Here is a 15,022-nt window from a genome sequence, read left to right as displayed (position 1 = left end):
TTCATTCCTTTTTGATCGGCACGGTGATGTTCCTGTTGCGGATCACCACTCGTTCCTTTCTGTCGTCGATGGGGAACTCTTCCTTGACCGGCGTCGGCGTGATGACCGGAGGAACGAGCCCGTCGGGTGCGCGCTCGACCAGGTCCAGATGAAGCTCTTCGGGAACCGGCACAATCGGCGGAGAGGCGAGTTTCAAAGTCAGTTCGAAGCCCTCGGTGTTGCATGAGCACGTGCCCTCCACCGTGACCCGGCGTTCACCCTTGCTGTTCCGGTACGCCGTAGCAGTGAAGTCTTCATCCCGAGCTTCGCAGGCGAAGCCGTTTTCATACTCAGACATTCCGACTCCCTCGAGTTCACATTGCGTGACAGTTCACACAACGGATTCAGTATCGGCGCGTTCACCGACTGCCACAATCCGAGCGGAGGCGTTCATCCATACGGCTGCGCATATAATGTCGAAGCCTTCGGGCCGCGGTAAGGACGGCCCGGTCCGGGCCCGGAAACGGCAAAGGGCCTTGTCCCACCGAAGTGGAACAAGGCCCTTTTCGTCTCTGGTCCTCAAACCGCCGGGTGGCGGTCAGCGGCTGGTGCCGCCGAGGCCGGACGGACCCTGCCAAGCACCGTTGCTCACCCAGTCGTTCGCGAGGTTCCCGTTGGTGTCCACGAACGCGACATGTGTACCGGCCGCGTCCGTGGCGAGACCGGAACCGGCCCGAGCCGTACCGCCGATCCCCGACGGACCCTGCCAAGCACCATTGCTCACCCAGTCGTTCGCCACACTGCCGCTACCGTCGATGAAGAAAATGTGGTCACCGGCCGCATTGAAAGCCAACGGCGAATCCCCACGCGGCTGACCACCCAGACCCGACGGACCCTGCCAAGCACCGTTACTCACCCAGTCGTTCGCAAGATTCCCGTTCGTGTCGACGAACGCCACATGCGTACCCGCCGCATCAGTCGCGAGACCCGAACCGGCCCGCGCCGTACCGCCGACCCCCGACGGACCCTGCCAGGCACCATTGCTCACCCAGTCATTCGCCACACTGCCGCTACCGTCGATGAAGAAAATGTGGTCACCGGCCGCATTGAAAGCCAACGGCGAATCCCCACGCGGCTGACCACCCAGACCCGACGGACCCTGCCAAGCACGGTTACTCACCCAGTCATTGACAAGATTCCCGTTCGTATCCACGAACGCCACCAACGTGCCCGCCGCATTCGTCGCGATCGGCGAACCAGGCCGAGCCTTGCCACCGATCGCCGACGGACCCTGCCAAGCACCATTGCTCACCCAGTCGTTCATCACATTGCCATCGGCATCGATGAAGAACGCATGATCAGCACTCGCATTCAACACCACCGGCGAATCCGCCCGAGCCTTACCACCAAGCCCCGACGGACCCTGCCAAGCACCATTGCTCACCCAGTCATTCGCCACACTGCCGCTACCGTCGATGAACGCCACATGCGTCGCACCCGCATCCATCGACACCGGCGACTTCGCGGCGCCGGCCGACCCGCCGATCGACAGTCCGGGGTAGTAGGCGCCCACGATCGACTGCCAGGAGTGGCCGGCGAGGGCGCAGTTCTGCGACCCCCACTGGCTGAGCGTGTTCGGGTACCTGGACAGGCCGGTGCCGCAGACCTCGGACGGGCTTCCGGTGAGCGTCGCCTGGTACGACGCTTGGAACACCGAGCCGTTCTTGGTCATGACCGAGTTCCAGGTCGACTGCACGGCCGAATTGGTGACGGCGGTGGAGCTCCCGGGTATGTAACGCTGATAGTTGATCGAGTCGTCGACGTTGTAGCAGGATCCGTTGTACGACCCGCCACGCCAGTTGTTGACCCAGTACCACGCGTAGGTCTTCACCGCCATCGCACCCGCCTGCAGCGAGGCGGACTGCCAGGAGGTGACCCACTCGCTGGGCAGGACGTCCTTGACGTACTCCTGGAACGGCACGTTGACCACGCCGATCTCGGTACCGGGCACCGGCGCGCCGACACTGGTGTGCTGCGCGTATCGCAGCACCCGGATGCTGGAAGGCGGGGTCGAGTCGGACGAGTAGCCGCCGCAGTTGCCGGTCGCTGCCGGGGCCGCGGCGACCCGGGGAGTGGACAGGAGGGCGGACGGTGCGACCTGGCCGCTGACCGGCTGCGGCTGGCCCGTCTTGTTCGGCAGCGGGGACGCGGCTGCCGGGCCCGCCATGGCGACGCTCAGGGCCGCCATCGCCGTGACACCACTGAGGGTCAGACGTAGACCACGGATGACAGACAATTCCGATTCCTTATCGGTGGACCGCGCCGGCCGAAAGGACCGGCCGGCGCGGTGGCTATGGGTGTGAGGTGGGTGTCAGGTGGCGGTCAGCGGCTGGTGCCGCCGAGGCCGGACGGACCCTGCCAAGCACCGTTGCTCACCCAGTCGTTCGCGAGGTTCCCGTTGGTGTCCACGAACGCGACATGTGTACCGGCCGCGTCCGTGGCGAGACCGGAACCGGCCCGAGCCGTACCGCCGATCCCCGACGGACCCTGCCAAGCACCATTGCTCACCCAGTCGTTCGCCACACTGCCGCTACCGTCGATGAAGAAGATGTGGTCACCGGCCGCATTGAAAGCCAACGGCGAATCCCCACGCGGCTGACCACCCAGACCCGACGGACCCTGCCAAGCACCGTTACTCACCCAGTCGTTCGCAAGATTCCCGTTCGTGTCGACGAACGCCACATGCGTACCCGCCGCATCAGTCGCGAGACCCGAACCGGCCCGCGCCGTACCGCCGACCCCCGACGGACCCTGCCAGGCACCATTGCTCACCCAGTCATTCGCCACACTGCCGCTACCGTCGATGAAGAAAATGTGGTCACCGGCCGCATTGAAAGCCAACGGCGAATCCCCACGCGGCTGACCACCCAGACCCGACGGACCCTGCCAAGCACGGTTACTCACCCAGTCATTGACAAGATTCCCGTTCGTATCCACGAACGCCACCAACGTGCCCGCCGCATTCGTCGCGATCGGCGAACCAGGCCGAGCCTTGCCACCGATCGCCGACGGACCCTGCCAAGCACCATTGCTCACCCAGTCGTTCATCACATTGCCATCGGCATCGATGAAGAACGCATGATCAGCACTCGCATTCAACACCACCGGCGAATCCGCCCGAGCCTTACCACCAAGCCCCGACGGACCCTGCCAAGCACCATTGCTCACCCAGTCATTCGCCACACTGCCGCTACCGTCGATGAACGCCACATGCGTCGCACCCGCATCCATCGACACCGGCGACTTCGCGGCGCCGGCCGAAGCGGCGACGACGTTCTTGTAGCGCAGGGCCTCGTAGGTGGTGAGCGCGTGGCCGTCGAGCGTGCTCGCGTAGACGCTGCCCTGCCGCTGGTCGGCCACCGTGCCCGGGCGGTGTTCGGCGTCGTAGTAGAACGTCCCGGCGGACTTGTCGATCCAGGAGTCGAAGAGCACGACGTGTTCCTGGGTGAAGTCCAGTGCGTCGCCCGGCTGCAGGCCGGTATAGCCGATGACGTTCGTGGCGGTGACGGTCGAGACGTCCGGAAGGGTCCAGGTGACCAGGCTGTCCTTCAGGCCCCACGCCATCGAGATGAAGCCGGAGCAGTCCGCGCGGTACGGTCCGCCGACCGTGTTGTCCTTCCAAGCGAGCGACTGGCTGTACGGAACGGCGTTGTTGATCCAGTCGTGCGCCCGGGTGATGATCTGCTCCTGGGTGATCGGGCTGCCGAGGGCCGGACCGAGGCTTCCGCTCGAGGTGGCGGGGCCTATGGGAACGGTTCCGGCGAACGCGTCACCGGCTGGTATCAGCGCGGCCATCGCGCCGAGCAACGATGCGGCCGCGAAAGCGGCGACGCCACGCTTCTTGGGTGTTGAAGACATTGCTTTCCTTCGGTCGTCGGCGTGTTGAGCGAATCAGCGGGTGCCGGCCGGGGCGGCCGGCAAGTTCGTGAGCAGCGACAGCACGTTCGGGTCCTGCTGCGCGTCGTACGGGGCAGTTGCCGGAGATCCCCCGGCCAGTTCGTCGAAGTGCAGGACCAGCACCCGCGTGCCGTGCGCCGCGAGGTAGAGGTGGTTGGTCTGCGCGCCCTGGGTCGAGATGCCCTGGACCCCGGTCCAGGTACGTTCGAACGCCGCCGCGTCCTTGGCGGTGACGGTCTGCCGCGAGACGGCGTCGGTCTTGAGGTGGTTCGCGCTCTGCAGAGCCCTGGACGTGGCCTGGCAGGAGTTCATGCCTGAGCGGACCCCCTCGTACGCGGCACCGGCCGAGGCCTCGGTACCGAAGGTGTAGATCTCCAGCACTGCGGAGTTGCCACCGCTGCTCAGGTACGGCTGCTGCTGCCAGGTCGCGGCGCCGCGCACGCTCGCGCACTCGTTCAGCGCGATGTCGTGCCCGGTGATCTGGCGCACCGGCCCCGGGGCGTGCGCGGTCCACGACCGGGCGGTGACGGCGGCGAGGTCGGACGGGACCTTGGCGCTGGTCGCGGCGTCGAGTGCGGGCGCCGTCCCGGAGTTGCCCGACGGGGCGGCGGGCTTCCCCGCAGCGCGCTTCGCCGGCGCCCCGGCAGCGCTCGGCGTCGCGGCCGACGCGCTCGGCGTCGGTGTCGGCGACGTCGGCGGCGCCGCAGAGGCAGACGCAGACGGCCTGTCGACGGACGGCCCCGTCACCGAGGCGGCCGCTTGGACCTGGTCCGTGGCCGGCGTGTGCGTACCACTGCCCGATATCGCCAGACCCAGCGCACCGGCGCTGAGGACGGCTCCGGCCGTCATCACTGCCGCCCGGTGGGAACCTCGTATGGAGAACTTGATGGCTGGCATGGCGAACTGACTCCTAGAGCGTGAAGCGTGGGTGAGGGTCCTGGCCCGCCCCTGCGCGACGGCGCAGGGGAGCCCCGGAGCCGCGGCCACCGGATCCACCGACGGCGGGGTTCGGCAAGGCGGGTGTGGCGACCGGTCAGGCCTTGGCCCGTCGGGGGTCGCCGGTTTGCGGATCCGGCGCCCCGGCGGGCGGCAGGTAGCGGCGCTGCAGCGTGGGTGACCGCTGGTGGCCACGGGCGAGCAGTGCGGCAGCCCGGTGGAGCGGGCCGTGGGCCGTGGGCGAGTTGGGGTCGGGCGAAAGGAAGTACAGGAGGAGATCGACCCGGTCGCTGTCGAGGGAGCCGGAGATGTGCTCCAGGCCGTCCTTCGGGGTGGCGTGCGCCCACAGGATGCCGAGGACCTCGGCCACTTCGCCCGCCGGTGTGGGGGTCACCTCGGGGCGGCGTCGCAGGCTCGTGTAGACACAGTCCATCGCGTGTCTATCCCCATTGGGCGTTTCCGGCGGGGAAGGTGGTGACACCGGTCGCCGTCGTGGTGGTGGTGATGGTTCCGTGGGCGGCGCCGGCCGCGACGGGCAACAGGGCGATGACCCCGGCGGCGAGGGCGGCGACCGCGGTGGCCAGACGGAGACGGGTGCGGAGCATGGCGTTCGGTCCTTCGCTGGAGGTGTGACGGTGGATCGGTGCCGGTTTCGCGTCCCGCGGTTGACGCTCGTTCCGGTGCCTTCTCCTGGCCGGCAGGGTGTTTCCGGCCGGCGATGAACAGCTTCGCCATTGGACCGGCGCCCCGGAAGGACCTGCGGCTGTCGTCAAGTCGCCTGGCGCCATCCGGACAACCTGTCATGCACTCGTCAATTCAGGGACGCGTCGACCGTTCGCCCTGAGCGCCACGGCGGAATCGTGAAGATCTTGAAGGGGTGGTGCCCGAGGTGCGACGATGCTGTGCGCGCGCGAACCGTGGACGGTTCGGACGCGAGACCCGGGGGGGGGAACACGATGCTGGAAGCGCTGGGCCTGAGCGTGCTCGGAAGCAGGGTCTACCAGGCCATGCTCGACCATACGGACCACGGTGTCGCCGGGCTGGCCGAGCTCTGCGGGGCCTCCCCCGCCCAGGTGCACGACTGCCTGGACGAACTGGCCCGCCTGATGCTGGTGCGGGCCTCTGCCGACTACCCCGGCCACATGCGCGCCGTCTCCCCCGATGTCGGCCTGGCGGACATGCTCGCCCGCCAGGAGGCGGACCTGGCCGCCCGTCAGGCCCGGCTCGCCGCCTCCCGGGCGGCCGTCACACGCCTGGTCGCCGAACGCGCCGGCTCCCACGCCACCCACGGCGAACGCCTCCTGGGGATGGACGCCATCCAGCGTCGCATCGAGCAGCTGGCCCACGGCATGTCGCAGGAGTGCCTGGGCGTCCACCCCGGCGCCAGCCACCGTCCCGAGGACCTCGCGGCAGCCCGGGCCGCCGACGACGAGCCGCTGGCGCGCGGGGTCGCCATGAAGACCCTCTACCAGGACACCACCCGCAACGATCCGCACACCACCGCCCACGCCCACTGGCTCCTCAGCCGCGGCAGCGAGGTGCGCACCGCCCCCGTCCTCCCCCAGCGCCTCGTCATCTTCGACCGGGCCCACGCACTGGTCCCCATCGACCCCGCCGACACCCGCAAGGGCGCCCTGCACGTCACCGAACCCGGCCTCGTCACCGCCCTCCTCGACCTCTTCGACCAGGCCTGGGCCACCGCCGTCCCGCTCGGCGCCCTGAGGTCCGACGACCCCGCGACCGGCTTGACCGACACCGAAGCCCAACTCCTGCGCCTGCTGGCCGGCGGCCTCACCGACGACGCCGCCGGCCAGCGCCTCGGCATCTCGTCGCGCACCGTCAGCCGCCACATGGCCTCGATCATGGAACGCCTCGGCGCCACCAGCCGCTTCGAAGCGGGCCTCAAGGCCGCCCAACGGGGCTGGCTGTAGCGCGAACGCCACACGGCCCGCCAGCGCGACAACACCGGCCCGTGTCCCATGCGGATCCACAGCAGCAGCCGGATGCAGACCGCATCGAAGCAGACCCCAAACATCCCCGGCTCGACCGCTTACCATGATTCGGTGATCACGTAGGCCGTCTCCGCCACCATCACCGCACAGGCACGATGGCGGCGGCAGCGGTCCGGAAGAGGGGGACTCGTGGAGATCGGCCTGGCGGAGACAATCAAGGCGCTGCGTGGTGAGTTGGCGCAGGCGATGGCGGACGCCGAGGGTCAACCGGTCCGGCTTCGAGTGCAGTCGGTGAAGCTGGACGTACAGGTCGCGGTGACGGCATCGGCAGAGGCGCAGGGCGGGGTCAAGTTCTGGGTGCTGTCGGCCGGCGGTAAGGCGACCGGGGGTGTCTCCGCCACGCACACCGTGTCTTTGGAACTCTCGGCCGAGACGGCCAACGGCGGCTCCGTCCTGACGGCTTCGGGGCGTGGAGCCGTTCTGGAGGACTGACCTCGTGGATGAGTCGGTCCTCCGGGAGTGGCGTCGGCTGTGGCTGATCTGATCGCCGTGCAACAGCCCCTGGAACGTGTGGCCATGGTGGTGCGGCGCGGATCCGACGGTGTCCCTCGATTCGCTTCTTCCGGATTCATGCTCGCCTCACGACTGGCCATCTGCGCCGGCCACGGCTTCACCCGGCCCGGTGACGGCCATGAGGTGAGACTTCCAGGGCGGTCCACGCAGAGGCTTCAGGTCACCGCGGTGCTGCGGCACCGGATCGACGAGGTGGACCTCGCCCTCCTGGTTCTCGGGGAGGGCGGGCCCGTCATCCCTCCCGCCCGGTGGGGCGTCCTGCCCCGAACCGTGGAGTCGGTACCGTTCACCGCGATCGGGTTCCCCGACCATGCGTCGCTTCAGGACGTGCCGAAAGCCCGTCAGTTGACCGGGGCGATCCTTCTGGGCTCCTTCCTGGGGAGCCACGAGATGGAGCTGTCCCTCAGCAGCCCTGCGCCGCCGCTGGAGTCAAGCGGATCTCCCTGGGAGGGGGTGTCCGGGGCAGGGGTCATCACGCAAGACGGCGTTCTCGTCGGCGTGTGCACGAGCCACCACGTTCCATCCGGCGCGGCGAGCCTCACCGCGACCGACCTCTCCCAGGTGTCCCGAGATCCTGAATTCGTGCGCCTGCTGGCCGAGCACGGGGTGGAGCCCGTGCCACCGGAGGACATCGCGCCGACGGCGTTCGACCCGGCCGTGCGCGGCCGCGTACGCACGCACGCCGAAGTCATGCGGCGCCTGCTCGGACGGCGCAGCTTTCTCGACGAGGAGCACCTGCCCTTCATCCATCCCGGGATGGACCACACCTCGCATCCGGACCACCTGTTCGCCCGGCTGAGCTCTGGCCGTTCACGAGGGGCACTGCTGGTCGGACCAGCCGGTTCGGGCAAAACGCGGACGTGCTTCGAGGTCGCGCACCGGGCGGACCGCGCGGGCTGGCACGTCCTGCACGTCCAGCCCGACAGCGCCGTGACGGTCGACGACGTGGCCGCATCCGTCTTCTCGTGCGCCCGCCGACGGGTGCTGCTGATACTCGACTACCTCGACGCCTGCTCACAGGTCGACCTGCGCGTCCTCGCCGAAGTGCTGATCCCCGAGGCCAAGCGACGTGGCGTGACCGTGGCGTGCCTGGCCTCCGTGCGTCCCGGATCCCTGTACGCGGTTCAGCTCCGTGGCAGCAGCCGGGTGCTCGACGAGATCTACGTACGAGAGGACTGGCCACACCAGTCCGCGATCATCGACCAGGTGGTCCGCCACGCGGCACCTGACACCGTGCGCCGATGGGGGAACGAGGCGTTGTCCCGGATCTGCGGGCGGCGTCCGGTGATCGCGCTGTTGATCGCGCGGGCGATCGAGGAGCAGGGGCTGGCCCAGCACGCACCGGGGGTGGCGGCAACGGTCCGGCCCGGCGAGCTGCTGGACTGGCTGCGCGAGGGCATGCGCCGGGACGCGCTCGCCACGAGCCCCACGCTCAGCCCCTCCCCCCTGGGCATCACCACCCCTGCCATCGAGCAGCTGGCCTTCACCGTGGCGGTCGCGGCGAGCCCTCAGTCCCGAATGGTCGTCGAACAGGCCGTCGACACGTTCCTCACGGTGGCCGGCGGGCTGGCCGTTCCGTTCGGAGGGCGGCGCGTCGTCGACACGCTGATCTCTCTTGGGTGGCTCGACGAGGTGGGCGGTCAGCTGGTCGTGGTGCACGACATCGTCATCGACGAACTCCTGCTGCAGTCGCTGATGCCTGCTCCCGGTTGGAGCATCGACGCAGCCGCGGCCGGTGCGCTCTTTGCGGCGTTCACGCAGCATGCGCGTACGTTCTCCGTGTTCACCGGCCATCTCCGACGGCTGGCCGTCGACATGGGAGCGCTCGGCCCCGCCCATCGGATCGCTGCCCTGGAACGCTTTTGCGGGGAATGGCTCACGGCCCGGGTGGAACCGCTCGGCCGCCTCTTGGCGGGCGCCGGTGACGACGGCGGCCGGGCGCTGCTGACGATGGTGACGAGCCGGCCCTGGCAGGGGTTCGACCGCTCCGTGTGGAACACGCTGGTCGCTCCCTGGCTCTCCCGCGCCGAGGCCGACCACATCGCGCAGCCGTTCCTCACCGCCGCCCTGCGAGGTATGGATCCCGCTCCCGCGTTCCTCGTCGAGGCTTCGGTCGGATGGCTCGTCCGCCGGGGCGGACAGACCGACACGGAGCATCTTCTGCTCGCACTGATCGAGCGCCCCGGCCTTTCGCCGAGGACCGAGGACCTGGTGGTCGACTGCACCCTCGCCTGGGTGTCTTCCCGGCCCGACTGGCGTCATACGCCCGCGCTGTTGAAACGCCTGCTCGGCATGGACCACTCCGGGGACCGACTGGGGAGCGTGGTCGCGGGCGTACTGGCGTGGCTCACTCCGTACCGGTCCCTCGGAGTCGCACCTGTGATCCGTGCGTTCCTGCAGCGTGCGGACATCGACGCGGTCGCCCGCCGGAAGCTCGTGGACCACGGCCTCGGGTGGCTGCGTTCCGATGTGCGCCCGGGCTCGAACGTCGGTCCGGAGCTGTGTGCCCTGCTCGAAGACGACCGCCTCGCGGACCCGGACCGCACGGCATTGATCCGAAGCGCACTGGACTGGCTGGAGACGGGACAGGTGTACCCGAGCACGGGCCGGGTCGTGCAAAGGCTCCTGTCCACGGACGGGATCCCGCCGGAGCTGCGTCCCAGGATGATCGCCGTCGCCCGCTGGTGGGCGGCCGAGGGGCCTGCCGACCACCCGGCAGGCTCCCGCGTCCTGGGCACGTTGCTGTCCGCCGACAGCGTGGCGGACGCCGGGGCCCTTCTCCTGGAACGGCTGAGGTCGCAACCTGACGCCCAGTCCGCCCCGGCCCTGCTCCTTCGCCTGCTCCTCCACTGCGAGGAACTCACGCAGGACCAGGCCCGGACCGCCGTCACGCTCGCCTTCCCGTGGCTCGAGGGCCACCCGGGGCACGAGTCGTTCGGTTCCGTTCTGGGCTCCCTCCTGCGCGTGCCGGACCTGTCGTCCGCACAGCTACAGCGTGCCGTCCGGCTCGGATGCGCCGCGCTCTTCGCACACCCGGACGACCACGTGCTCATGGCCGTCATGCTCAGCCAGCTCGACGGGCTGACGCGCGATCAGGCACGGTCCCTCGCGGACGTCGGCCTGCGGTGGCTCGCCTGCCACGGGGGCAAGGTGCAGCGCCCGGTGCTCGCCTCCTTCCTGACACGCCCGGACCTGTCCGTCGAGCAGGCACGCATCGGCATCGACATCGCTCTCGACCGCCTGAGCACCGACCGGTCGATGAAGTCCCGCTCCGTGCTCTCCGGTGTCCTGCGCCACCCGGCCCTCGACGAGGACCGGCGGTCCCGCGCCGTCGACAGCGCCCTGAGCTGGCTCGAAGCGCACGACATGGGGCCGAAGGTAGGTCTGGTCATCGAGGATCTGCTCGCTCTCCCGGCGCTCTCGCCGAGCCGGAGAGTCCAGGTGACGCGCCTGGCAGCAGGCTGGCTGACCCGGCACGAAGACCTGCCGTACGCGGATCGCCTCCGCGCGGCGCTCGACGCGGAAACACGGCGCGACGCCTCGCGCGAACAACTCGGAGCCGACTCGGGATCGCCTGCCCGGCGGTGACCGGCCTCGAAGCCTGTACGGGGAGGCCGGCGCCTCAAAAATGATCAAGGGGCCGTTTCAGATTGCTCTGAAACGGCCCCTGATCTGCGACTTCGAAAAGTCGGGACGACAGGATTTGAACCTGCGACCCCTTGACCCCCAGTCAAGTGCGCTACCAAGCTGCGCCACGTCCCGTTGTGCCTGCGACCTGGGGTTTCCCCCTGCTCGGCGGCACATGCAGAACATTACCCCACGCCGAGGGGTGTGCATGCACGGGTAATCGGCGAGGGGGAGGATGGGGTGGTGAACGCACGGGATCGGGACGTCGACGGGCGGGCGCGCAGTGCGCGCCCGAGGGATGGGCTGGGGCGGCCGCTCGCCTACGGGGTGGCCGGGGTGGAGCGGCAGCCCGAGGGGGTGGTGCGCTCCCCCGGCGAGACCGTGCGGGAGGCGCAGCGGCTGCTGGACGCCGGGATGCCGTTCCACGCGCACGAGGTGTTCGAGGAGGCCTGGAAGTCCGGGCCCGAGGCCGCGGCCCCGCTCTGGCGGGGGCTCGCCCAGCTCGCCGTCGGGTTGACGCACGCCGCGCGCGGCAACGCGGTGGGCGGGGCGCGGCTGCTGCGGCGCGGGGCCGCGGGGATCGAGGGGCTGGACGGGGGGCCGTACGGGGTCGACGTGCCGGGCCTGGTCCGGTGGGCCGGGGAGCTGGCCGGCCGGGTGGCGGACGGCGGCCCGGCCGTCGATGCCGCGCGTGAGGCGCCGAGGCTGGGACCTGCCTAGGCGGCGGGCTGGAGGAGGTCCCAGCGGTTGCCGTACAAGTCTTCGAAGACGGCGACGGAGCCGTACGGCTCGTGGCGGGGCTCCTCCAGGAAGCGGACGCCCTCGGCGGTCATCCGGGCGTGGTCGCGGGCGAAGTCGTCGGTGTACAGGAAGTGGCCGACGCGGCCGCCCGTCTGGTCGCCGACGCGGGAGCGCTGGGCCTCGTCCTTGGCGCGGGCCAGGAGGAGCGCCGATTCGGTGGCGCCGGGCGGGCGGACCACGACCCAGCGGGAGCCGTCCGGGCGGGCGGTGTCCTCGGCGAGGTCGAAGCCGAGGGCACGGGTGTAGAAGTCGATGGCCTCGTCGTAGTCGTGTACGAGGAGGGCCGTGAGGGCGATGTGCGAGGGCATGCCCTCATTGTGTGCCCACGAGCACCACGTCCAGGGTGCGGGGGCCGTGGACGCCCTCCACCCGGTCGAGTTCGATGTCGCTGGTGGCGGAGGGGCCGGAGATCCAGGTCAGCGGGCGGGCCGGGTCGAGGAGCGGCAGGACCTGCGGGACGGAGTCCACCACCTGGTCCGGGACCCGGACCACGCAGATGTGGTGGTCCGGGATCAGGGTGATGCGCCGCCGGCCCTGGCCGGGGCCGCCGTCGAGGACGATCGTGCCGGTCTCGGCGACGGCCAGGGCGCAGCCGGTGACCACGCTGTCGACCCGGTCCAGTTCGTACGGGGTGGAGGCCGCCCGGTCGGGTACGCGGGTGGGGCCTCCGGCCGGGAGCCAGTGCGGGGGCAGGCCGGGCGGGACGAGCACCGACCGGGCGCCCCGCGCCTCCAGGAGCCGCGCCAGCAGCGCGGGCAGCGCCTCCTCCTGCGTGCGGTGGACCAGGGCCCGGTACTCGGCGAGGTGGGCCGCGAGCAGGTCCACCCGCTCCGCCGGGGTGCGGGCGCCGTGGACGGGAAGGTAGTCGCGGGGGATCTCGGCGGCGGGGACGGCGTCGTCCAGCGCCCGGCGGATCCGGCCCAGGATGCGGTCCTTGCTGCTCATCGCGGGTCGCTCCGTTCCCGGGCCCACCAGTCGCGGAAGGACTGCGCGGCCACGGTGGGCAGTTCGCGGCTGTCGGTCCAGGCCCGTCCGGCTCCGGGGAGCCGGCGGGGGGCCAGCCGCCGGGCCCTGGCGAGCAGGCGCTCCCCCGCGCGCAGGGCCCCGGGGTGGTCCAGGAGCAGCCGGGCGGCACGCATGGCGGCCCGTTCGGCGGTGTGGCCGTCGGCGGGGCGGAGTGTGACGCGGACGCCGGCGCGGGTCACCGGGCCGCCCTGGGCGATCCGTTCGCGGAGGTGGACGAGGACCTCGGGGATGTCGATGGCGACCGGGCAGACCTCGTAGCAGGCTCCGCACAGGGTGGACGCGTAGGGCAGCGAGGCGTCGATCGCGCTGCCGGTGCCGCGGAGTTGGGGGCTGAGGATCGCGCCGATGGGGCCCGGGTAGACGGAGCCGTAGGCGTGGCCGCCTGCGCGTTCGTAGACCGGGCAGACGTTGAGGCAGGCGGAGCAGCGGATGCAGCGCAGGGCCTGGCGGCCGGTCTCGTCGGCGAGGGTGTCGGTGCGGCCGTTGTCGAGGAGGACGAGGTGGAAGGCGGTGGGCCCGTCGCCGTCCGCCCCTCTTGACGGGCCCAGCCCGGTCCACATCGTCGTGTACGGGTTCATCCGCTCGGCCGTCGAGGAGCGCGGCAGGGTCTGGAGGAAGATCTCCAGGTCGCGGAAGGTCGGGACGACCTTCTCGATGCCGACGACGGAGATCAGGGTCTCGGGCAGGGTCAGGCACATCCGGCCGTTCCCCTCGGACTCCAGGACGACCATCGTGCCGGTCTCGGCGACCATGAAGTTGGCCCCGGACACGGCGACCTTGGCGCGCAGGAACTTCTCGCGCAGGTGCAGGCGCGCCGCCTCGGCGAGTTCCCGCGGGTCGTCGCCGAGCGGTTCGGGTGCCGGCCGGCCCCAGCCGGCCATCTCGGCGCGGAAGATGTCGCGGATCTCGGCCCGGTTGCGGTGGATGGCCGGGACCAGGATGTGGGAGGGGCGGTCGTGGCCGAGCTGGACGATGAGTTCGGCGAGGTCGGTCTCGTACGCGGCGATCCCGGCGGCTTCCAGGGCCTCGTTGAGCCCGATCTCCTGGGTGGCCATGGACTTGACCTTGACGACCTCGCGCTCGCCGGTCGCGCGGACCAGCTCCGTGACGATCCGGTTGGCCTCGTCGGCGTCGGCGGCCCAGTGGACGGTGCCGCCGGCCGCCGTGACCGCCGCCTCCAGCTGCAGCAGGTAGCGGTCGAGGTGGCGGAGGGTGTGGTCCTTGACGGCCTTGCCCGCGGCGCGCAGCCGGTCCCAGTCGGCGAGTTCGGCGACGGCCCGCGCGCGTTTGTCGCGGATGGTGTGCGTGGCGTGCCGGAGGTTGGCGCGCAGCGCCTCGTCCCGTACGGCCTCCCGCGCGGCGGCCGGGAAGGCGGGGAAGGCGGGCATGCCCAGGTAGGTACCGGTCACGTCAGCGGTTCCTCCTCGGTCGCGGCCAGGATCTCGGCGAGGTGCAGGGTCCGCAGCGGGCTGTCCGCGCGGCGCAGCAGGCCGCCCAGGTGGGCGAGGCAGGAGTTGTCGGCGCCGCACAGCACCTGGGCGCCGGTCCCGGCCGCCGCCGTGATCTTGTCGGTGCCCATGGCGGTCGAGACGTCCGGGTTCTTGACGGCGAAGGTGCCGCCGAAGCCGCAGCACTCCTCGGCGCCCGGCAGCTCGACCAGGTCCAGGCCCTTGACCGCGGCCAGCAGCCGCCGCGGCCGGTCCCCGAGCCCCAGGCCGCGCAGGCCGTGACAGGAGGGGTGGTAGGTGACGGTGTGCGGGAAGTACGCGCCGACGTCGGTCACCCCGAGTACGTCGACCAGGAACTCGGTCAGCTCGTACACGCGCGGCGCGAGCGCGGCGGCCGCCTCGGCCAGCTCGCTTCCGCGCCCCTCGGCCGCCGCCTTCCGGCCGATGCGCGGGTAGTGCTCGCGGATCATCGCGGCGCAGGATCCGGAGGGGGTGACCACGTACTCGTGTCCCGCGAAGGCCCGCGCGGTGCGCCGCATCAGCGGTTCGGTCTCGTACCGGTAGCCGGTGTTGTACTGCGGCTGCCCGCAGCAGCTCTGGGCCGCCGGGAAGTCCACGCCGACCCCGAGCCGCTCCAGGAGGCGTACGACGGCGATGCCGGTCCGCGGGTAGAGCGCGTCAGTGACGCAGGTGACGAACAGGGCGGCTCGCATGATGGGCACA

The 15,022-nt window shown here is 70.5% G+C and carries 14 protein-coding genes and 1 tRNA gene; 4 read left to right on the top strand and 11 right to left on the bottom strand.

The genetic code is table 11. The features are described from left to right. Position 1: 1 nt before the first annotated feature. The 6 genes from JYK04_RS34550 to JYK04_RS34525 all read right to left on the bottom strand — a co-directional run bounded on the left by JYK04_RS34550 (position 2) and on the right by JYK04_RS34525 (position 5,477). Complete coding sequence (locus JYK04_RS34550; RefSeq protein WP_189741354.1) at positions 2-337, bottom strand: hypothetical protein; 336 nt, start codon at positions 335-337, stop codon at positions 2-4. A 240-nt stretch (positions 338-577) separates the two neighbouring features. After that, positions 578-2,275: a SpoIID/LytB domain-containing protein gene (locus JYK04_RS34545; protein WP_202185934.1), complete on the bottom strand. Its 1,698-nt coding sequence runs from the start codon at positions 2,273-2,275 to the stop codon at positions 578-580. A gap of 86 nt (positions 2,276-2,361) precedes the next feature. After that, positions 2,362-3,897 (bottom strand): PLL family lectin, encoded by a 1,536-nt coding sequence (locus JYK04_RS34540; protein WP_202185933.1) that lies wholly within the window; start codon positions 3,895-3,897, stop codon positions 2,362-2,364. Positions 3,898-3,930: 33 nt separating this feature from the next. Continuing rightward, on the bottom strand, positions 3,931-4,833 hold the full coding sequence (locus JYK04_RS34535) for a hypothetical protein (protein WP_189741351.1): 903 nt from the start codon (positions 4,831-4,833) through the stop codon (positions 3,931-3,933). A gap of 136 nt (positions 4,834-4,969) precedes the next feature. After that, positions 4,970-5,305, bottom strand: a complete 336-nt coding sequence (locus JYK04_RS34530) for a hypothetical protein (protein WP_189741348.1) — start codon at positions 5,303-5,305, stop codon at positions 4,970-4,972. Positions 5,306-5,312: 7 nt separating this feature from the next. Beyond that, positions 5,313-5,477, bottom strand: a complete 165-nt coding sequence (locus JYK04_RS34525; protein ID WP_189741344.1) for a hypothetical protein — start codon at positions 5,475-5,477, stop codon at positions 5,313-5,315. Positions 5,478-5,828: 351 nt separating this feature from the next. Between JYK04_RS34525 and JYK04_RS34520 the strand changes: the two genes are divergently transcribed. From JYK04_RS34520 to JYK04_RS34510, 3 genes are all read left to right on the top strand, one after another. Further along, positions 5,829-6,803, top strand: coding sequence for a LuxR family transcriptional regulator (locus tag JYK04_RS34520; RefSeq protein WP_189741341.1), 975 nt, complete (start codon positions 5,829-5,831; stop codon positions 6,801-6,803). Between the two features lie 210 nt (positions 6,804-7,013). Further along, positions 7,014-7,316 carry a trypco2 family protein gene (locus JYK04_RS34515; protein ID WP_189741339.1) on the top strand — a complete coding sequence of 101 codons (303 nt, stop codon included), beginning with the start codon at positions 7,014-7,016 and terminating at the stop codon, positions 7,314-7,316. Positions 7,317-7,355: 39 nt separating this feature from the next. Beyond that, positions 7,356-10,985 (top strand): serine protease, encoded by a 3,630-nt coding sequence (locus JYK04_RS34510; protein WP_189741336.1) that lies wholly within the window; start codon positions 7,356-7,358, stop codon positions 10,983-10,985. A 100-nt stretch (positions 10,986-11,085) separates the two neighbouring features. Here the strand turns inward: JYK04_RS34510 and JYK04_RS34505 are convergent. Continuing rightward, a tRNA-Pro gene (locus JYK04_RS34505) sits at positions 11,086-11,159 on the bottom strand. Between the two features lie 108 nt (positions 11,160-11,267). On the opposite strand from JYK04_RS34505, the gene JYK04_RS34500 reads away from it, so the two are divergent. Then, positions 11,268-11,744 (top strand): DUF309 domain-containing protein, encoded by a 477-nt coding sequence (locus tag JYK04_RS34500; protein ID WP_229875908.1) that lies wholly within the window; start codon positions 11,268-11,270, stop codon positions 11,742-11,744. Here JYK04_RS34500 and JYK04_RS34495 read toward each other — a convergent pair. Genes JYK04_RS34495 through JYK04_RS34480 form a run of 4 tightly spaced genes read right to left on the bottom strand, consistent with a single transcriptional unit; the run spans position 11,741 to position 15,012 of the window. After that, positions 11,741-12,133, bottom strand: a complete 393-nt coding sequence (locus JYK04_RS34495) for a VOC family protein (protein ID WP_189741331.1) — start codon at positions 12,131-12,133, stop codon at positions 11,741-11,743. The genes JYK04_RS34500 and JYK04_RS34495 overlap by 4 nt on opposite strands. A gap of 4 nt (positions 12,134-12,137) precedes the next feature. Further along, positions 12,138-12,770: a LutC/YkgG family protein gene (locus tag JYK04_RS34490; protein WP_189741328.1), complete on the bottom strand. Its 633-nt coding sequence runs from the start codon at positions 12,768-12,770 to the stop codon at positions 12,138-12,140. Beyond that, a complete protein-coding gene (locus tag JYK04_RS34485; RefSeq protein ID WP_189741325.1) occupies positions 12,767-14,260 on the bottom strand; it encodes a lactate utilization protein B in 1,494 nt (497 codons plus the stop codon). Before JYK04_RS34485 ends, JYK04_RS34490 begins: the two co-directional genes overlap by 4 nt. After that, the gene (locus JYK04_RS34480; protein WP_189741322.1) at positions 14,257-15,012 is read right to left on the bottom strand and encodes a (Fe-S)-binding protein; all 756 of its coding nucleotides are present in this window, start codon (positions 15,010-15,012) and stop codon (positions 14,257-14,259) included. Before JYK04_RS34480 ends, JYK04_RS34485 begins: the two co-directional genes overlap by 4 nt. Positions 15,013-15,022: the final 10 nt, after the last annotated feature.

It is taken from the genome of Streptomyces nojiriensis (assembly GCF_017639205.1).
Taxonomy (GTDB): Bacteria; Actinomycetota; Actinomycetes; order Streptomycetales; family Streptomycetaceae; genus Streptomyces; species Streptomyces nojiriensis.
The sequence above is the reverse complement of the archived record's forward strand: the minus strand, read 5'-3'. Positions and strand labels throughout refer to the sequence as shown.